The sequence below is a fragment of the Geomesophilobacter sediminis genome (assembly GCF_016458275.1).
Lineage (GTDB): Bacteria > Desulfobacterota > Desulfuromonadia > Geobacterales > Geobacteraceae > Geomesophilobacter > Geomesophilobacter sediminis.
The window spans coordinates 11,885-30,534 of record NZ_JAEMHM010000018.1 but is presented as its reverse complement, the minus strand read 5'-3'; the positions used below and the strand labels follow the sequence as shown (position 1 = coordinate 30,534).

The window sequence follows — 18,650 nt, the reverse complement described above, 5'->3', positions numbered from 1 at the left end:
GAAGCAGCGGCAAGGAAAATTGTTTCAATGAAAGTGCGGCCGAATGTTCCCCCCGCGGCCGGCGGGCGGGGTTAGGGGGCCCCCCGACTCATTCCATTGCCTTCAACGCCTTCTCCTTCTCCCGCGCGTATTCCTTGTCGCTGATCTCCCCGCGCTCGAACTTCTTCTGCAGCGCGGTCAGCTCCTCTTCGATGCTGCTTTTCCGCTCTAGGCCTTTCTTCCCCCGTTCCCGGAGGCGGCTTGCTTCCGCCTTGATGTCGATCAGATCCATCTTCAGCTCGGCGTTGCCGTACCAGTGGGTATAGGCGGGATTCTGGTGGTATGCCCCCTTGACGGTCCTGGCGTAGTCGTACTTCTTCATCTTGAAGAAAAGCCGCTCGATATGGGAGGTGTCCTCGTAGAGCATCTGCGCGTCGGTCACCAGCTTGTTGCCGCTCAAGGGGTGGGGCGGACGCTGTTCGGGCATCGGATCGAGGAGCCCGTGGTCGTTGAGGTCCCACAGGATCTGCTCCGCCTCCTTGAGGAGTTTCAGGCTCTGGGCTCGCACCGCATCGTCGCGCTGAAGCTCCCGCCGGACGAACTCGCTCGCATGGCAGGCGCTGCAGATCCGCACCATGTCGGCGCGCGCCGGCCGGGCTTTCTTTTCGTCGTAGGGGATTCCGCCGGAGTTCATGGTGATCCCGATGGAGACGTTGTGGGTCCCCTTGGGCATGTGGCATGTCTGGCAGTCGGGCCCGGTATTGCGGCCGAGGGTAGCGTTGATGGTGCCGTGCTGCGAGGTCTGCCACATCTCCCATTGGGGATGGTCCGGCCCCATGTGGCACTTGGCGCAGACGTTCGGATTGCGGACGATGGCGAGGTCGGTCGAGTGACTGGAGTGGCAGGAGTCGCAGGCGTTCTCGACCGCGTGACAGGAGTTGCAGCCGATCTGCCCCATCTCGCTCGATTGCTTCAGGAAGCGGGCGCACTGGACATCGGAGCGCGGGGCAGTGTCCCCTTCGCGATGGCAGAAACGGCACTCGTCGGCTTTGCGCCCGGGGAGATTGCGGGTGCAGCCCCAGCCGGAGTGGAGCCCCATCCCGTGACGGCTGGCCTGGTGCTCCTGGAACGCCTTCTTATGGCAGGGGGCGCAGACGGTCATGTCGACCTTCGCTTCCCCTTTCAGGATCTTGTCGTGGTCCTTGCCGTGGCATCCTTCGCAACCGACCCCCGCCCGGGCATGGGCACTTTCCTGCCAGCGCTTCACCGCCGCCGGGGTCTTTTCCAGGTGGCAGGGGAGGCACGGTTCCGCTGCCAGAGCCGGAGCCGACAGGGTGAGTGCACAAAATAACGGCAGCAGGCCTCTATGCAGTACCGATAGCATTACTTCGCCGGGACCCGCGCCAGTTCTTTTTTGAACTCCTCGTTCGTGATCAGCTCGAGGCTGCGCAGCCGGCGCAGCTTGAGCAGCTTTTCGCGATCCTTTGCCGGGGCCGGGGGCGGGGTGTCGGTCAGGCCGGAGACGAGATAGAGCGCCCCGTGGTATCCGAGTACCAGTCCGGTCCCATCGGGAAGAAAAGCGCCGACCGAGTCGGGCGCGAAGGAGGCGATCTTCTGCTCGCCGCGGTAGAGCTGGCCGTTCATCAGGAGATAGGCCCCGGAAGACGAGGCCGAAAGGCTGCTTCCCGGGGCAGGTATCACGAGCTGCTCCTTGCCTTCCGGTACCCCGAACCAGTGCGTCGCCATCGCGTCTCCCACCACGACCCGCTCGCCGTCGGCGGCAAAGAAGGGGCCGGCCGAACTGACGGGGATGCTGGTGAGCTCGTGCTGCTGGCCGCTTTCCAGGTGGCGGAGCACCAGGCTTTGGTAGGGTGGGAAGAGGGGGGGATCCCTCAGGAAGCGGTAGGCGATCTCGTCGCCGTACGGGGAGAGCGCCAGGGCGAAGGTGCCGTACAGGACGTCATCGGGCCAGGCTGCCGTGCTTTTCTTGATGGTGGTGTCGCTGAGGGTGGCAGTCGCGGGCGCACCGGCGCCGTTCCAGCGGTGCAGCAGGGTGACCAGTTCGCTTCCGAAGCTGTACCGCTGCACGTGCATCGCCGCAGCGAGGACTTCCTTTTCGGAGCGCCAGATGAGTGCGGTGACCCGGCCGCGAACTTTGGTCTCGCCGAGCAGTTTTCCCTGGGGACCGTAGATGCGCAGGACGTTCTCCTTGCCCCCTGCCACCGCCAGTTGTTCACCGCTGGGGCTGAAGCTAAGCGCCGTCGCCTGCAGATCGGCCACCTGCTGCGGGGTTTCCGTCCCTGAGGTGATGGTTTGCACCGCCCCGCCGGAAACCGTGGCAACCGTCCCGTTTTGGCTCACCGCGAAGGGGGCGCCCGGGTCGACCTTGCCGATTTTCTTGATCGTAAGCTCTTTAGGCAGCGGCGCACTGTACGGAAGCGTGGCGCAGCCGGAAAATACCGACACAGTCAATGCAAGCAGAACCGCAAGACGGTGAACCCTTATCATAGCGCCCTCCTCATAATGCGAGGGAGTGTACCTAAAATGAGGTGATTGGCAAAGACAAAAGGCGGTGAGCATTGACTAATGGAAGGGGCGGACTGGATGACGTCGATGCCAAACTCAGCAGGGCAAATCCTCTTCCTCAAAGGGGGAGTTCAAGGTATCGATCATGCCTTCTTGTTCACCGTTCATTTGGTGCGTTGGTTTTCCCACCGATTCCTGCTCCGATGCCTGTCCCGAATTTAATTGTTGCTAAGAAAGCCGTGAACGGGGAGAATACAATGTTTGTGTTACCTCTGTGTTGAAAGGTATTTGCGATGTCCATCGTTTTGCTGCAACTGCGCCTGCGCCTGGAAAGCCGCAATCTGAAAGAAAAGCGCGCCATTGTAAAGAGTATCCTGTCCCGGGCGCGCAACCGGTTTAACGTCGCCTGTAGCGAGACCGACTTTCACGACATCTCCGACGACGCGGTCCTCTCCTTCGTCACCGTCGCGGACTCGGCAACCGGCGGCAAGCGGGTCATGCAGGATCTGGAGAGCTGGCTCGTCGAGGAACGCCCGGATGTGGAGGTCGTTGAACTTCAGGTGGACGAGTTGTAATCCCTGTCCCCGAGTTCACGGCTTTAATCGGCTCAACCTGGTAACCTGAACTCTTTTCTGCCGGAGATGCTACATGGCTCAAGAAGATCTCAGTAAGCTGACCATCGATAAGGGAAGTTTCACCGCCAAAAGCTCGCGGCGCAGGGGCCCGCGTTTCTGGGGGGGAATCGCTCTCGGGGCGGTGGTCGTTGCCGTCATCCTGTGGAAGGGGGTTCTGGCCCGGCCCGTGGAGGTGGAAACGGCGACGGTTTCCATGGTCTATCCCTCGCAGACGTTTTCCCTGCTCAATGCCAGCGGTTACGTGGTCGCCCAGCGCAAGGCGGCGGTTTCCTCCAAGGCAACGGGGCGCTTGGAATGGCTCGGCGTGGAGGAAGGGAGCGTGGTGAAGGCGGGGCAGCTCCTGGCCCGGCTGGAGAACCGCGACGTCGAGGCGTCCCGGCTTCAGGCCGCGGCCAACCTGAAGACGGCCCGCGATTCGCTGACCCAGGCGGAAGTGGAAGAACGTGACGCGAGCCGCAACCTGAAGCGTTATAAGCAGCTCCTGTCGGAGGGGATCGTCTCCCAGGCGGACTACGATACCGCCGAGGCGCGTTACAAGCGCGATGTCGCCGGGACGGCCGGGGCCGCCGCCGCGGTGAAGGCCGCAGAGGCGGGGCTCAACGGCGCCGCGGTGGCCGTGGAATACACCCTGATCCGCTCCCCGTTCGACGGGGTGGTGCTCACCAAGAACGCGGATATCGGCGACATCGTCTCCCCGCTGGCCGCTGCGGCGAACGCGAAGGCCGCGGTCGTCACCATGGCGGATATGAGTTCCCTGGAAGTGGAGGCGGATGTCTCGGAATCGAACCTGAGCAAGGTACGCGCCGGGCAGCCCTGCGAGGTACTGCTGGACGCCCTGCCGGAAAGCCGGTTCCGGGGCGAGGTGCATACCATCGTCCCGACGGCCGACCGCAGCAAGGGGAGTGTGATGGTGAAGGTCCGTTTTCTGGACCACGACCGGCGCATCCTTCCCGAGATGAGCGCGAAGGTCGCCTTTCTGGAGCACCCGCTGCAGCCCGGCGAGCAGAAGCCGAAGACGGCGCTTCCGCCGACGTCGATTGCCAAAAAAGGAGACCGGTCCGTGGTGTACGTGGTGCGGGGCGATCGCGTGGTGGAGACGCCGGTAACGCTGGGTGGCAAGATCGGTGACCTGGTGGAGGTGGTGAGTGGGGTGAAGCCGGGGGAGCGGATCGCGATCAAGCCGCTGGACAAGCTGCATGACGGGGGCCGGATCAAGACGGCGGAGAAGTAAATTCGGTCCAAGGTTCAACGTTCAACGTTGGGCCTTGTGCATTCCATGTGAAGATGGAAATGCATCGCAGAGTGGTCTCCTTTGCCTGTTGGACGCCCCTGATCATCCACCCACAAACCTTGAACATTGAACGCTGAACTGAGACTCATATGACCGAGCCCCCGATCGTCGAAATTCGGAACCTTTCCAAGAGCTACCGGCGCGGCAGCCAGATCATTCCGGTCCTTTCCGGGATCAGCTTCGACATTGCCCGCGGCGAGTTTCTCGCTCTCATGGGACCTTCCGGCTCCGGCAAAAGTACCCTGCTCAACCTCATCGCCGGAATCGATTTTGCCGACACCGGCTCGATCCAGATTGCGGGCGTGGAGATCACCGGGTTGTCGGAGACGGAGCTGGCGCACTGGCGGGCGGGGAACGTCGGGTTCATCTTCCAGTTCTATAACCTGATCCCGGTGCTCACTGCCTTTGAGAATGTCGAGTTGCCCCTGCTGCTTACCCATCTGACCCGGAAGGAGCGTCGGGAGCATGTGGAGGCGGTCCTTTCGGTGGTGGGACTTACCGACCGGATGGATCACTATCCGGCGCAGCTATCCGGCGGGCAGCAGCAGCGGGTGGCGATCGCCCGCGCCATCGTGACCGATCCCGAGATCCTGGTGGCGGACGAACCGACCGGGGACCTGGACCGCGCCTCGGCGGAAGAGATTCTCTCGCTGATGGACCGCCTGGTTACCGAGTTCGGCAAAACGGTCATCATGGTGACCCACGACCCGCGTGCCGCCGAGAAGGCGCACCTGGTGCGGCATTTGGAGAAGGGCGAACTGCAGTAACATCCGTTCGGCGTGCGACGTTCGACGCGCAAACAATGAATTCGTTGGTAGCGCGAAAAAACGTCGAACGTCGAACGCAGAACGTCGAACGTGGTCTTTATGGGCATTCCTATTTCATACAGCTTCCGTAACCTCTGGACCCGCCGGCTGACTACGGTTCTTACCGCCAGCGGCATGGGGCTGGTCGTCTTCGTTTTCGCGGCGACGCTGATGCTGGCCGAAGGGCTGCAGCAGACGCTGGTCCAGACCGGCTCGCCGGATAACGTCGTGGTCCTGCGCAAATCCTCCAACTCGGAGGTGCAAAGCGGGGTGGAGCGCACCCAGGCGGCGCTGGTCGAGACGCAGCCTGAGGTGGCGATCGGCGCGGACGGCCAGCCGCTTCTCGCCAAGGAACTGGTGGTCCTCATCAACCTGCAGAAGCGGGGGACCCACAAGCCGGCCAACGTGGTCATCCGCGGGGTTGCCACTCCGGCCTCCTTTACGCTGCGCCCGGCGGTGCGCCTGATCGAAGGGAGGCTGCCCCATCCCGGCCTGGCGGAGGTTATCGCCGGAAAGAGCATCGCACGGCGCTTCAAGGGGGCCGGCCTCGGGGAGACGCTTCGCTTCGGGATGCGCGACTGGCGCGTGGTCGGGGTCTTCGATGCCGGGGCGACCGGCTTTTCCTCGGAGATCTGGGGTGACGTCGAGCAGATGATGCAGGCGTTCCGACGGCCGGTCTACTCGTCGGTGATCTTCCGGTTGCGGGACAGCTCCGAGTTCGACGAGTTCAAAAGCCGGATCGAAGGCGATCCGCGGCTGACCGTGGAGGCCAAGCGGGAGACCCGCTACTACCTGGACCAGTCCGAGGCGATGGCGAAATTTCTGCGCATCCTCGGGATGGTTTTGACCATCGTCTTCTCGATCGGTGCGGTCATCGGGGCGACCATCACCATGTATGCGGCGGTCGCCAACCGGGTGACCGAGATCGGTACGCTGCGGGCGCTCGGGTTTCGCCGGCGGGACATCCTCTCGGCGTTTGTGATCGAGTCCCTGCTGCTGGGTTTGTGCGGCGGGATCCTGGGCGTCATCGGGGCATCTTTCATGCAGCTCATCACGATTTCCACCATGAACTGGCAGTCCTTTTCCGAGCTCGCCTTCTCCTTCACCCTGACCTTGGGGATTTTCTGGAAATCGCTTTTCTTTTCGCTCGTCATGGGGTTGATCGGGGGGACCCTCCCGGCGTTCCGGGCCTCGCGGATGAACATCGTGGAGGCACTTAGAAGCGGGGGGTAGGTTGGAAGGCGGGGCCAGGGGCTTTTTCCTGGTTCCCAAGGTCCACCTTGGGAACCTGCCTTAGAGCGCGAAGCTCCAGCTTCGCAAACAGGTGGTCTTACAAAGCTGGCGCTTTGGAATCCTAGTGTCCCAAGGTGGACCTTGGAAACGAGAGTTAAAAGTAACGAGAGTATTTTCGCCAGGAGGCCAGTCGGACGGAGCTTTCCCGAGCCCCCAGTCCCCAGCCCCGAGCCCCGGGTTCCCTATGTTCTTCCTCAAGTTCGTCATAAAGAACATCTTCCGCCACCGGTTGCGGTCGATCCTGACCATTGTCGGGGTGGCGGTTGCGGTGCTGGCCTACGGCCTGCTGCGGACGCTGGTCGGGCTGTGGTATGCGGGTGTCGATCGTGCCTCGGATACCCGGCTGATAACCCGGAACTCGATATCGCTCATCTTCCCGCTGCCGGTGTCGTACCTGGAGCGGATCCGCGGGGTGCCGGGGGTGAAAAAGGTCGCCTACGGCAGCTGGTTCGGCGGCATCTACATCGATGAGAAGCACTTCTTCGCCAACTACGCCGTGGAACCGAAAAGCTACCTCGAGCTCTATCCCGAGTTCGTCCTCCCCGAGAAGGAGAAGTCGGCCTTTCTCATGGACCGCAAGGCCTGCATCGTCGGGAACCGGCTGGCCAAGACCTACGGCTGGAAGATCGGCGACCTCGTCACGCTCAAAGGGACCATCTATCCCGGGCAGTGGGAGTTCGTGGTGCGCGGCATCTACCACGGCGCGGATCGGACCACAGAGGAGCGGGTGCTTCTCTTCCACTGGGATTACCTCAACGAAGCGGTGCGGCAGACCGCGGCGGGGAGGGCGGACCAGGTCGGCTTTTACATTATCGGGGTGACCAGCCCCGCGGTGGCGCCGGACGTGGCGGTCGCGGTGGATGCCCTTTTCAAGAATTCCCTGGCCGAGACCCTTACCGAGACCGAGCGCGCCTTCAACCTGGGCTTCGTCTCCATGACTGAGGCGATCATGGTCGCGATCCAGATCGTCTCTTACATGGTGATCGCGATCATCATGGTCGTGGCGGCCAACACCATGGCGATGACGGCGCGGGAGCGGCTCGGGGAATACGCGACCATGAAGACGCTTGGCTTCACCGCGCCGCACATCGGCGGCATCATCTTCGGCGAATCGGTGGCGATCTCGCTCGCCGGTGGGATTCTCGGGGTCGTTCTGACTTTTCCCGCGGCGCACTGGATCGAGGTAGAACTCGCCCAGTACTTTCCTTTCTTCTCCGTTTCCCGGGAGACCATCCTCCTGGAGATGCTGGCTGCGCTCACGGTTGGGGTGGTTTCCGGTATTTTCCCGACCTGGCGCGGCTCCACCATCCGGATCGCCGCCGGGCTGAAACGAATCGGGTAATAAGTGAATCTTCGCCGGGGAAAAGGAGTGATCCCTTTTACTGCTCCGGCCTTGCGATCGTCCGTCCCACCCCGATAAACCCTTCCCCTTTTTTCCCGTCCAACCCTACCGGCTCAGGAAACTTGCGCTATAGTGAATGGCCTTTAATTTTCGTCGCCAGGGTCTATTGGATCACCCTGTTGAAGAAGGGAGGCCAGGATGCTCAATATTCTTTCCAGTGCCATGACCCGGTTTTTCTCTCTGACAATACGGGCGCAGCTCGTTTTCATTGTGTTGATCACTGCCGTGCCGGCGGGTGGGATGATCCTGTACTCCGGGATGAAATTGCGGAGCGAGGCGATCAAGATAGCGGTACTGGACTCGCAACGGCTCGCCGACAGCATGGCGCTGCAACAGAAGAACCTGGTGGCCGCGGCGCAGCAATTGGTGAGTGCCCTGGCCCAGCTCCCCGCGGTCAAAAGGGGGGATCCGGCGAATGTGGAGCCGCTGTTGGCCGAGATCCTGCGTCTCAACTCCCACTACTCGAACATAGCCATCATCAACCCGGATGGCCTCGTCCTTGCCTCCGCCGTCAAAGCCCTGCGCAATCGCTCCGTCGCCGACCGCCGTTACTTCAAAAACCCCATCGCCGCCGGGAGGTTCTCCTCCGGGGAATACATCATCAGCAGGGCCATCTTCAAGCCGGTGTTCAACTTTGGCTATCCCCTCCGAGACGAGCGCGGCGAGATCATCGGTGTCCTCTCCCTGGGGTTCGACCTGGGGCCCTATGAGAAGGCATTTGCCGATGCCAAGCTTCCCGCCGGAAGCAACTTTCTCATCATCGATCACAGCGGGGTGATTCTCAGCGGAGCGGCCGACGCGATCCGCTTTGTGGGGAAGCGGCTGGACCCGCGGCTCTTCGATGAGATGAAAAACGGACCGGAAGAAGGGCATGGCCTGAGCCGGTTTCTGGGGGATGGGACCTATTACGTTGCCTACCGCAAGATGCGTCTTGCCGGTGAGGAAGCCCCGTACATGTACATTCGGGTAGGAATTCCTACCGCCGCGGTTTTGGCCAACGCCAACAAGATCCTCTGGAGCAACCTGGCGCTGTTGATGCCCGGCCTCATCGTCGCACTTTACATCGCGCTGCTCATCGCCAACCGCTCGATCGCCGATCGCATCCTGGTTCTGAAAAAGGCCTCGCAGCATCTGGCGGACGGTGGACTGGACGCGCCGATCTCCGGTCTGGTCGCCGGAGGGGAGCTGGGGAGTCTCGGGGAATCCTTCGACAACCTGGCCAAGGAACTCGCTCTCGGGGAGGAGGCGCGCCGGGCCAGCGAAATGAAATACCAGATGATCTTCGACGCCAGTAAAGACGCCATCATCCTGCACGACCGGGAGTCGGGGCGGATCCTGGACGCAAACGACACCGTGCAACAGATGTACGGGTACTCGAAGGCGGAGATCCTCTCCCTCACCGTGCAGGACCTCGGGGTGGCATCGGCTCCCATCCCTTGGCTTACGGCGGGCGAGGGGGAGACCAGCCGAAACCTTGCCGATGCGGCCTCCTTTGAATGGGAATGCCGCCGCAAAGGCGGCGAGCCGGTCTGGACGGAGGTGCTCATCTCCCCCACGAGCATCGGCGGGGAGGCCTGCTTCCTGGCGGTGGTGCGGGACATTACCGAGCGGTTGGAGGCTGAGACGGAGAAGAAGCAGTTGAAGGATCAACTGCACCAGATCCAGCGGATGGAATCCATCGGCAGGCTTGCCGGCGGAATGGCTCACGACCTCAATAACCTGCTGACGCCGATCATGGTGTACACGGAGCTTCTGAAGATGGACTTCATCGCCGAGCGGGGCGGGGTGGATATGGCGGACCAGATCCTGCTTGCCGCCAACCGGGCCCGGATTCTGGTGCAACAGCTGTTGAGCTTCGGGCGCAAGCAGATGCTGGACATAAAGGTGGTCGATCTCAACCAGGTGATTTCTTCCTTCTACGACATTTTGCGCCGTACCATCCGGGAGAATATCGAGATCCAGTGGAAGCCCTCCGACCAGATCCACAACATCCGGGCCGACGTGAACCAGATCGAGCAGATCATGATGAATCTCGCCGTCAACGCCCAGGATGCCATCAGCGGCAAGGGGACGATCACCATCGAGACGGCCCTGATGGTCCTCGATCAGGCGTATGCGCGCCACCACACCAGCGTCAAGCCGGGGCGCTACATGATGTTCGCGGTAACCGACGACGGTTGCGGCATGGACACCCAAACCATGGAGCAGGTTTTCGAACCGTTCTTCACCACCAAACCGGTCGGGCAGGGGAGCGGACTCGGGCTTGCCACGGTCTACGGACTGGTGAAGCAGCACGGGGGATCCATCTGGGTGTACAGCGAACCCGGCAAGGGGACCTCCTTCAAGGTGTTTTTCCCGGTGGTCGATGACGAGGTGTCGGCCGAACGTGCCGAGCCCTGCGGCGAAGTGGTTTTCGCCGCGGTGAGCCACTCCATCTTGCTGGTCGAGGATAACGAGATGCTGCGCGTGATGACGGCGAATCTCCTTTCCACCCGGGGGCTGAACGTCACCCAGGCGGATGGCCCGCAGCAGGCCCTGGAGCTGGCTCGAGGACGGACTTTCGACATGCTGATCACCGACGTCGTCATGCCGGATCTGAGCGGTCCGGAACTGCACCAGCAGTTGCTCGAGGATCATCCCGATCTCATCGTGCTTTTCATGTCCGGCTATACCCGCACCGTGGTCGACAACCAGGGGTTCCTCGGCGACCGGAGGAACTTCATTCAAAAGCCCTTCGCGGTGAACGATTTCCTGGCGAAGGTGAAAGAGCTTCTTTATGCGAATCCGGGGGGATAGACGGCCTCAGCGCTTCCCCGCGGCATGAACGGCGGCGTCCTCAGCAGATCAGTGAGGACGCCGCCTGCGTTTTGTGGTACAAGATGGTCCGGCACGTCCCCTCCCGTTCAAGGGGGAGGGAGTCTGCTCTGCCGCATCTATGCATTGATCTGGAGGGTTTTTTGAAGATGTTTTTCCGCATCCCCAAGGACGCGATGGTCTGGTCGCTCCTTCTCGTATCCCTCGCCCTTTACGGCGTCGATTTTTTCTTCTACCGCCGGCTCGATGAGATCGGCTCCTCCTTCATGGGCAACCTGGCCTTCCTCCCGGTGTACGTCCTCTTCGTAACGCTGATGATCGAACGGGTCCTGAAAGAGCGCGAGCGCGAAGCGATGCGCAAGAAGCTCAACATGGTGATCGGGGTCTTCTTCAGCGAGATCGGCAACCGCTTGCTGCGCGACTTCCTCACCTTCTTCGAGGATGGGGTGGAACTCTCCCGGCACCTCCACCCGACCGTCTACTGGAAGGACAACGACTTCGCCGCGGCCCAGGATTACCTGAAGGGGCTGGACCTCCGCCTCAACGCCCGCAAGGGGGATCTCCCCGCTCTGAAGGAGCTCCTTCTGGATAAGAAGGAGATCATGCTGATGCTCATGGAGAACCCGAACCTCCTGGAGCACGCCTCCTTCACCGACCTCCTCTGGGCGGTTTTCCACGTCATCGAGGAACTCCAGGCGCGCCAATCCCTGGACGGCCTCCCCAACTCGGACCTGGACCATCTCTCCGGGGACCTCAAGCGCGCCCACACCTATCTCCTGATCGAATGGGTCTCCTACATGGCCCACCTGAAATCCGATTACCCGTACCTCTACTCCCTCGCCATCCGCATGAATCCGATGGACCCGAAGGCCCACCCCGAGGTGCTCTGATCCGTTCCTTGCGCTCTGTTTGACGCGGGCAAAAAAACATTGCAATTCCCCGGGCCATGGCATATAGATATGTCCTTTACCGAACTTTTACTTCCGCCCGGAAGGTGACCGAAAGCGTGTCAGACAAACCGACGCTCGCCAATCTCAGGCAAGAAATCGACGCCATCGACGACAAGATCCTCGAACTGCTGAACCAGCGGGCAACCCTGGTGATGCAGGTCGGCGCCCTCAAGACCCAGACCAAAAGCGACTTTCACGTTCCCAGCCGTGAGCGCGAGATTTACGAGCGACTGACCGCCAACAACCCGGGTCCCTTCCCGTCCGAAGGGGTGCGCGGCGTTTTCCGCGAGATCATCTCCGCTTCGCTCGCCCTCGAGTCCCCGATGCGGGTCGCCTTCCTCGGCCCGAGCGCTACCTTCAGCCACCTTGCCGCCATGCAGCAGTTCGGACTTTCCGCCGAACTCTCCCCGGAGCGCTCCATCCCCGCCGTCTTCGAGGCGGTCCAGAAGGGTGAGGCGTACTACGGCCTGGTGCCGGTCGAGAATTCCACCGAGGGGGTCATTTCCCACACCCTCGACATGTTCATGGAGAGCGACCTCAAGATCAACGCCGAGGTCCTGCTCGAGGTTTCCCATTTTCTCCTCTCCCGGACCGGCCGGATCGAGGACGTCAAGAAGGTCTACTCGCACCCGCAGCCCTTGGCCCAGTGCCGCAAGTGGCTCGCCACCAACCTTCCCAACATCCCGCTGGTCGACGTCGCGTCGACCACTCTGGCCGCGCAGATCGTCACCGAGGACTACACCGCCGCCGCCATCGCCAGCGAATACGCCGCGTCCCTTTACAACCTCAAGGTGGTGAAGGCGCGCATCGAGGACCAGGTGAACAACTTCACCCGCTTCCTCGTGGTCGGGCGCAAGTTCGCGGACCGCAGCGGCGACGACAAGACCTCGCTCATGTTCTCGGTCAAGGACGAGCCGGGCATCCTGCACCGGATGCTGGTCCCGTTCGCCAGCCGCGGCATCAACCTTACGAAGATCGAATCCCGCCCCCTGAAAGGGAAGGCGTGGGAATACATCTTCTACCTCGACCTCTCCGGTCACATCTCAGATCCCCAGGTTGCCGAAGCGGTCCAGGAGCTCTCCTCCTGCTGCCAGTTCGTCAAAGTGCTCGGCTCCTACCCGAGAGCGAAATGACAAAAGCTGCAACTCCGTTGGTAAAACGCCTGGCCGTCATCGGCCTCGGGCTGATCGGCGGTTCGCTCGCCCGCGTGCTGCGCGAGCGGGGGGCGGTCGGCGAGGTGGTCGGCATCGGCCGCGGCGAGGCGAACCTCAAACGCGGCGTCGAGCTCGGTGTCATCGACCGCTACTGCCTCGACCCCACCGAAGGGGTGCGCGGGGCGGACGTCGTCTTCGTGGCAACCCCGGTCTGCTCGATCCCGACCGTGGTGGAGCGGATCGCACCGCATCTGGAAGATGGCTGCATCGTCACCGACGGGGGGAGCGTCAAGGAGTTCGTGGTCAACGCCTGCGAGCCGCTGATGCGCCCGGGAACCTTCTTCGTCGGCGGGCACCCGATCGCGGGTACCGAACACTCCGGCGTCGAGGCATCCTTTGCCACCCTGTACCAGGGGAAGCGCTGCATCGTGACCCCGACCGAGAAGACCGATCCGGCCGCCCTGGCCAAGGTGGTCAAGATCTGGGCGTACGCCGGTTCCGCCGTGCCGGTGATGGACCCGGCGACCCACGACCGGATGCTCGCGGCGATCTCGCACCTGCCGCACATGGTGGCCTACTCGCTGGTGAACGCCGTGGATGGCTACGACCGCTTCGGCGGCGAGCTCCTCGCCTTCTCCGCCGGCGGATTCAGGGACTTCACCCGCATCGCTTCCTCCGATCCGGTCATGTGGCGCGACATCGCCCTCACCAACCAGGAGGCGATCCTGGAGACGATGGATTTCTTCTCCGATTACCTGGGAAAGCTCCGCACGTTGGTCGCGGCGGCCGACGGTCCCGGCCTGGAGGCCTTCTTCCGCAACTCCAAGGAGAAGCGGGACGCGATCCTGTAATCGGCTTACCCGATATCCCCTCCCCCTCCGGGAGAGGGTGGCCGGAGGCCGGGTGCGGGGTGGTGATCCCTGCGTGGCTGCTTCCCTCACCCCGAGCCGAGAGGGAGGTTCAGGCTTTTCATCTTGAATAAAATCCGGGAGTGCCAATGAAAAGCTATTCAATGCAAAAGGTTAGATCGCTGCGCGGAGAAATTTCCGTACCGGGCGACAAGTCGATTTCGCACCGCTCCATCATGCTCGGCTCCATCGCCAACGGCGTCACCCGGGTCACCGGGTTCCTCCGCGGCGAGGACGCCCTGGCCACCCTGGGCGCCTTCCGCGCCATGGGGGTCCAGATCGACGACGACGGCTCCAACGTCACCATTCACGGCAAGGGGCTGCGCGGGTTGGTCGAGCCGACCGACGTGCTGGACTGCGGCAATTCCGGGACTTCGATGCGGCTTCTCTCCGGCCTGCTGGCCGGGCAGAACTTCTTCTCGGTGCTTACCGGGGACCAGTACCTGCGCAACCGCCCGATGAAGCGGGTCGTGGCGCCCTTGACCAAGATGGGGGGGCGGATCCTCGGCCGCGCCGGTGGCGAAAAGGCACCGCTCGCCATCGTCGGTTCCCGGCTCACCGGCATCCACTACGACTCTCCGGTCTCCAGCGCCCAGGTGAAATCGGCGATCATGCTTGCCGGCCTTTATGCCGACGGCGAGACCGTGGTGCGCGAGCCGCATCTTTCCCGCGACCACTCCGAGCGGATGCTGCGCCACTTCGGCGCCACCGTCGAGACATTCGACGGCGGGGTCAAGGTTTGCGGCGGGACCGAGCTTTCCGCCCGCGACATCGCGGTTCCCGGCGACATCTCGTCGGCGGCCTTTTTCCTGGTCGCGGCCCTGATCGTGCCGCACGCCGATCTTTTGATCCGCGGCGTCGGGGTCAACCCGACCCGTACCGGCATCATCGACATCCTGCAGGCGATGGGGGGTAGGGTGACCCTGGAGAACCTGCGCGAGGAGTCGGGCGAGCCGGTCGCCGACCTCCACGTCCTCGGTTCCTGCATGAAGGGGGTCGAGATCTCCGGCGAGCTGGTGCCCCGGGCGATCGACGAGTTCCCGGTCATCTGTGTCGCGGCCGCCATGGCCGAAGGAAAGACGGTGGTGCGCGGTGCCGAGGAGCTTCGGGTGAAAGAGACCGACCGCATCGCGGCCATGGCGACCAACCTGCGCCAGGCCGGGGTCGAGGTGATCGAGCATCCCGACGGGATGGAGATCGTCGGCAGGGGGGCCCTTTCCGGCTGCACCGTCGACAGTTTCGGCGACCACCGCATCGCCATGTCCATGCTCATCGCCGGGCTGGTCGCCTCGGGCGAGACCACCGTCAACGACGTCGACTGTATCGCGACCTCGTTCCCGGGCTTCTTCGACCTGCTGCAGGGGGTGATCTCCCGTTGAGCGCGCAGGTCAGGGAAAAGGGAGTCGTCGTTGCCATCGACGGACCGTCGGGGGCGGGCAAAAGCACCATCACCAAACTCCTGGCGGCACGGCTGGGATACATCAATATCGACACCGGGGCGATGTTCCGTTCGGTGGCCCTGATGGCCAAAAGGCGCCATATCGATCCCGACGACGACGTTTCGCTGGCGGAGCTTTGCCGCGCGCTGGATATCTCCTTTCTGCGCAACGGGGAGGGGTACCGGGTCATCGTCGACGGCGAGGATGTCTCCCGCGCCATCCGGACCGAGGAGATCAGTCTCCTTACCTCGCGCATCTCGGCGCGTAAGCCGGTGCGGGCGGCCCTTTTGGAGCTGCAGCGCCGCATGGGGGCGCAGGGCGGGGTGATCCTGGAAGGACGCGACATCGGCACGGTGGTCTTTCCCGACGCCGAGGTGAAGTTTTTCCTCTCGGCAAGCGCCGAGGAGCGCGGCCGGCGCCGCTACCTGGAGCTGGTGGCGCGCGGCGAGAACGTCACCCTCGAGGAGACCGTCGCCAAGGTGGTGCGTCGGGACAAGCAGGATGCCGAGCGCGAGCACGCGCCGCTGCGCTGTGCCGACGACGCGCTCAGCATCGACTCCACCGCGCTCTCCATCGAGGAAGTGCTGCAGATCATGGAGGCCACGGTCCGCGAGCGGGTGAGCCGCCAGGAAGTGGTCGGTCACTAAAGCCCCGACTTGACGCGCCGGGGGATTTGCTTTTGACCCCGGCAATGTGGGACACTGAACGTCCCTGCGTAACGCAGCAGATCTAACATCAAGAGGTTCCAAGGTTATATGGAAATAATTCTGGCAAAGCAGGCTGGTTTTTGCTTCGGCGTGAAACGGGCCACCCACCTGGCGTTCGAGGCGGCGGAGCGGGGCGGGGAAACCTACACCCTGGGCCCCATCATCCACTCGCCGCAGGTGGTGCAGCGTCTCGAGGAGATGGGGGTCAAGGCGCTTCCCAACGTCGATGACATCGAGAGCGGCACCATCATCATCCGGTCCCACGGGGTGGCGGCCCACGAGCTCGACGACGCGATGACCCGCAACCTCGAGATCGTCGACGCGACCTGTCCGTTCGTGAAAAAGGCGCAGGACCACGTCGCCGGCCTTTCCAAGGCGGGATACGACGTCGTCGTGGTCGGCGACCTGGACCACCCGGAGGTGCAGGGGATCGTCTCCTATGCCACCGGCCGGGTTTTCGTCGTCTCCTGCGAGGAAGAGGCGCAGAAACTCCCGAGGATGTCCAAGATCGGCGTTGTCGCCCAGACCACGCAGTCTTTCGAGACCCTCAAGGAGGTGGTGGACGTCTGCCTGGAGAAAGGGAGCGAGATCCGGATCTACAACACCATCTGCGACGCGACCGCGGTGCGGCAGGAAGAAGCGAAGGCGCTGGCCGGCAAGGTCGACTGCATGCTGGTGATCGGCGGTTTCAACTCGGCGAACACCAAGCGGCTCGCCGAGGTCTGTGCGGAACTGCTGCCGCGTACCCACCATATCGAGACCGCCAGCCAGGTCGATCCGGCATGGTTTGACGGGGTCAAAAAGGTCGGCGTGACTGCCGGGGCGTCCACGCCGAAGTGGCTCATCGATGAGGTGCTCGAACGCATCACCGAGGTGGAGCGGGATAAAAAACGTTGAAATTTTTCACAGATGTGATAAATTAGCTCGATTTTATAGAGAAGATCAATTCAGGGGGTACGGGTTTAGATGGGTGACGACAAAAAGACATTCAAAAAGAAAGACATGCCTATCAAGCGGTTTTACGATAATGACGAGGAGCTGGATCAGACCGAAAGCGGTGAATTCGCTGATCTCTTCCAGGACAGCCTGAGACAGCCGCAAAATGGCGAGGTGGTCAAAGGGGTAGTCGTTCAGGTCGAGCAGGACATCGTCCTGGTCGATGTGGGCTACAAGTCCGAAGGGTGCATCCGCATCAACGAGTTCATCGACGAGACCGGCGAACTGACCGTGAAGGTCGGCGACGAAGTCAACGTCTACTTCGAGCGCGGCGAGAACATCCGCGGCCACATGGTCCTCTCCAAGAAGAAAGCCGACTCCCAGGTTGCCTGGGAATCCATCGCCGCTGCCGGCGAGGGCGGGATCATCGAAGGGAAGATCGTGGGCAAGGTCAAGGGCGGCATGACCGTCGACGTCGGGGTCGAGGCGTTCCTCCCGGCTTCCCAGGTTGACCTCCGTCCCGGCGGCAACATGGACCGCTTCCTCGGCCAGACCTACCAGTTCAAGATCCTCAAGCTCAACCGCAAGCGGGGCAACCTGGTCCTCTCCCGCCGTGTCCTCCTCGAGGAAGAGCGTGAGAAGGCCCGTTCGGCCACCCTTTCCACCCTCAAGGAAGGCGATGTCGTCGAGGGCGTGGTGAAAAACCTCGCCGAGTACGGCGCGTTCGTCGACCTGGGCGGCGTGGACGGCCTGCTGCACGTGACCGACATGTCCTGGGGCCGGCTGGGCCACCCCTCGGAAATGGTCAAGGTGGGCGACACCCTTAAGGTGATGGTCCTCAAGTACGACCGCGAGAAAGGGAAGATCTCCCTGGGCCTCAAGCAGACCGTGCCCGATCCGTGGCTCAACGTCACCGACCGCTACCTCGAAGGCGCACGCGTCTCCGGCCGCGTGGTCAGCCTCACCGACTACGGTGCATTCATCTCGCTGGAAGACGGCGTCGAAGGTCTCGTCCACGTCTCCGAAATGTCCTGGACCCGCCGCGTGCGTCACCCCTCCGAAATCCTCAAGGTGGGTGAGGAAGTGCAGGCGGTCATCCTCGGGGTCGATCCGGGCAACCGCAGGATCTCCCTGGGCCTGAAGCAGACCGAGGTGAACCCCTGGACCGTGATCGGCGACCGTTACCCGGTCGGGACCAAGATCGAAGGGCAGATCAAGAACATCACCGACTTCGGCGTCTTCATCGGCATCGAGGACGGCATCGACGGCCTGGTCCACGTCTCCGACATCTCCTGGACCCGCCGCGTCAAGCACCCGGGCGAGCTCTTCTCCAAAGGGCAGACCGTCCAGGCGGTGGTTCTGAACATCGACGTCGAGAACGAGCGTCTTTCCCTCGGCATCAAGCAGCTGGTCATGGACCCGTGGGAAGAGATCCCGCGCAAGTACAAGCCGGGCTCCCGCGTGAAGGGCAAAGTCACCTCCGTGACCGACTTCGGCGTCTTCCTCGAGATCGAAGAGGGGATCGAAGGCTTGGTCCACGTCTCCGAGCTCTCCCAGGAGAAGGTCGCTTCCCCGAAGGACTTCGCCAACGTGGGCGACGAGCTCGAGGCGGTCGTCCTCAACGTGGATACCATCGAGAAGAAAATCGGCCTGTCCATCAAGGCACTGCAGACCGCCATCGAGAAGTCCGAGTACGCCTCCTACATGGGGTCGACCGGCGAGGCTACCTCCAGCATCGGGGATCTGCTCAAGGAAAGGCTCAAGAACAAAAACGACGACTAGTCACCACGCAACCGTCGCAGCAATGCAA

15 protein-coding genes are annotated in these 18,650 nt (G+C 62.6%); 13 read left to right on the top strand and 2 right to left on the bottom strand.

The genetic code is table 11. From position 1 onward, the window contains the following. Positions 1–88: 88 nt before the first annotated feature. Together JFN93_RS19410 and JFN93_RS19405 are read right to left on the bottom strand one after the other, a co-directional pair. Positions 89–1,363 (bottom strand): multiheme c-type cytochrome, encoded by a 1,275-nt coding sequence (locus JFN93_RS19410; RefSeq protein WP_199385797.1) that lies wholly within the window; start codon positions 1,361–1,363, stop codon positions 89–91. Beyond that, positions 1,363–2,487 (bottom strand): hypothetical protein, encoded by a 1,125-nt coding sequence (locus JFN93_RS19405; RefSeq protein WP_199385796.1) that lies wholly within the window; start codon positions 2,485–2,487, stop codon positions 1,363–1,365. The genes JFN93_RS19410 and JFN93_RS19405 overlap by 1 nt, the downstream gene beginning before the upstream one ends. Before the next feature lie 311 nt (positions 2,488–2,798). On the opposite strand from JFN93_RS19405, the gene JFN93_RS19400 reads away from it, so the two are divergent. The 13 genes from JFN93_RS19400 (at position 2,799) to JFN93_RS19340 (ending at position 18,622) form a co-directional block, all read left to right on the top strand. Continuing rightward, positions 2,799–3,080, top strand: coding sequence for a DUF503 domain-containing protein (locus tag JFN93_RS19400; protein ID WP_199385795.1), 282 nt, complete (start codon positions 2,799–2,801; stop codon positions 3,078–3,080). A 73-nt stretch (positions 3,081–3,153) separates the two neighbouring features. Continuing rightward, positions 3,154–4,371, top strand: coding sequence for an efflux RND transporter periplasmic adaptor subunit (locus JFN93_RS19395; RefSeq protein WP_199385794.1), 1,218 nt, complete (start codon positions 3,154–3,156; stop codon positions 4,369–4,371). A 149-nt stretch (positions 4,372–4,520) separates the two neighbouring features. Then, the gene (locus JFN93_RS19390; RefSeq protein WP_199385793.1) at positions 4,521–5,198 is read left to right on the top strand and encodes an ABC transporter ATP-binding protein; all 678 of its coding nucleotides are present in this window, start codon (positions 4,521–4,523) and stop codon (positions 5,196–5,198) included. Positions 5,199–5,297: 99 nt separating this feature from the next. Next, the gene (locus tag JFN93_RS19385) at positions 5,298–6,470 is read left to right on the top strand and encodes an ABC transporter permease (protein ID WP_199385792.1); all 1,173 of its coding nucleotides are present in this window, start codon (positions 5,298–5,300) and stop codon (positions 6,468–6,470) included. A 244-nt stretch (positions 6,471–6,714) separates the two neighbouring features. After that, entirely contained in the window at positions 6,715–7,872 is a 1,158-nt protein-coding gene (locus JFN93_RS19380; RefSeq protein WP_199385791.1) for an ABC transporter permease, read from the top strand. 198 nt (positions 7,873–8,070) lie between these two features. Further along, positions 8,071–10,728, top strand: a complete 2,658-nt coding sequence (locus JFN93_RS19375) for an ATP-binding protein (RefSeq protein ID WP_199385790.1) — start codon at positions 8,071–8,073, stop codon at positions 10,726–10,728. Positions 10,729–10,895: 167 nt separating this feature from the next. Next, positions 10,896–11,636: a hypothetical protein gene (locus JFN93_RS19370; RefSeq protein WP_199385882.1), complete on the top strand. Its 741-nt coding sequence runs from the start codon at positions 10,896–10,898 to the stop codon at positions 11,634–11,636. A gap of 116 nt (positions 11,637–11,752) precedes the next feature. Continuing rightward, positions 11,753–12,829, top strand: a complete 1,077-nt coding sequence (pheA, locus tag JFN93_RS19365; RefSeq protein WP_328754364.1) for a prephenate dehydratase — start codon at positions 11,753–11,755, stop codon at positions 12,827–12,829. Continuing rightward, positions 12,826–13,701, top strand: a complete 876-nt coding sequence (locus tag JFN93_RS19360) for a prephenate dehydrogenase (protein ID WP_199385788.1) — start codon at positions 12,826–12,828, stop codon at positions 13,699–13,701. The genes pheA and JFN93_RS19360 overlap by 4 nt, the downstream gene beginning before the upstream one ends. Positions 13,702–13,847: 146 nt before the next feature. Continuing rightward, positions 13,848–15,137 carry a 3-phosphoshikimate 1-carboxyvinyltransferase gene (gene aroA / locus JFN93_RS19355; RefSeq protein ID WP_199385787.1) on the top strand — a complete coding sequence of 430 codons (1,290 nt, stop codon included), beginning with the start codon at positions 13,848–13,850 and terminating at the stop codon, positions 15,135–15,137. Beyond that, on the top strand, positions 15,134–15,844 hold the full coding sequence (cmk, locus tag JFN93_RS19350; protein ID WP_199385786.1) for a (d)CMP kinase: 711 nt from the start codon (positions 15,134–15,136) through the stop codon (positions 15,842–15,844). The genes aroA and cmk overlap by 4 nt, the downstream gene beginning before the upstream one ends. A gap of 108 nt (positions 15,845–15,952) precedes the next feature. Further along, positions 15,953–16,801, top strand: a complete 849-nt coding sequence (locus JFN93_RS19345) for a 4-hydroxy-3-methylbut-2-enyl diphosphate reductase (RefSeq protein WP_199385785.1) — start codon at positions 15,953–15,955, stop codon at positions 16,799–16,801. 69 nt (positions 16,802–16,870) lie between these two features. Then, positions 16,871–18,622: a 30S ribosomal protein S1 gene (locus JFN93_RS19340; protein ID WP_199385784.1), complete on the top strand. Its 1,752-nt coding sequence runs from the start codon at positions 16,871–16,873 to the stop codon at positions 18,620–18,622. Positions 18,623–18,650 lie beyond the last annotated feature (28 nt).

Coding starts and splice junctions, on each gene's coding strand:
- JFN93_RS19410 (WP_199385797.1), bottom strand. CDS start 1,363: ATGCTATCGGTACTGCATAGAGGCCTGCTGCCGTTATTTTGTGCACTC.
- JFN93_RS19405 (WP_199385796.1), bottom strand. CDS start 2,487: ATGATAAGGGTTCACCGTCTTGCGGTTCTGCTTGCATTGACTGTGTCG.
- JFN93_RS19400 (WP_199385795.1), top strand. CDS start 2,799: ATGTCCATCGTTTTGCTGCAACTGCGCCTGCGCCTGGAAAGCCGCAAT.
- JFN93_RS19395 (WP_199385794.1), top strand. CDS start 3,154: ATGGCTCAAGAAGATCTCAGTAAGCTGACCATCGATAAGGGAAGTTTC.
- JFN93_RS19390 (WP_199385793.1), top strand. CDS start 4,521: ATGACCGAGCCCCCGATCGTCGAAATTCGGAACCTTTCCAAGAGCTAC.
- JFN93_RS19385 (WP_199385792.1), top strand. CDS start 5,298: ATGGGCATTCCTATTTCATACAGCTTCCGTAACCTCTGGACCCGCCGG.
- JFN93_RS19380 (WP_199385791.1), top strand. CDS start 6,715: ATGTTCTTCCTCAAGTTCGTCATAAAGAACATCTTCCGCCACCGGTTG.
- JFN93_RS19375 (WP_199385790.1), top strand. CDS start 8,071: ATGCTCAATATTCTTTCCAGTGCCATGACCCGGTTTTTCTCTCTGACA.
- JFN93_RS19370 (WP_199385882.1), top strand. CDS start 10,896: ATGTTTTTCCGCATCCCCAAGGACGCGATGGTCTGGTCGCTCCTTCTC.
- JFN93_RS19360 (WP_199385788.1), top strand. CDS start 12,826: ATGACAAAAGCTGCAACTCCGTTGGTAAAACGCCTGGCCGTCATCGGC.
- aroA (WP_199385787.1), top strand. CDS start 13,848: ATGAAAAGCTATTCAATGCAAAAGGTTAGATCGCTGCGCGGAGAAATT.
- JFN93_RS19345 (WP_199385785.1), top strand. CDS start 15,953: ATGGAAATAATTCTGGCAAAGCAGGCTGGTTTTTGCTTCGGCGTGAAA.
- JFN93_RS19340 (WP_199385784.1), top strand. CDS start 16,871: ATGGGTGACGACAAAAAGACATTCAAAAAGAAAGACATGCCTATCAAG.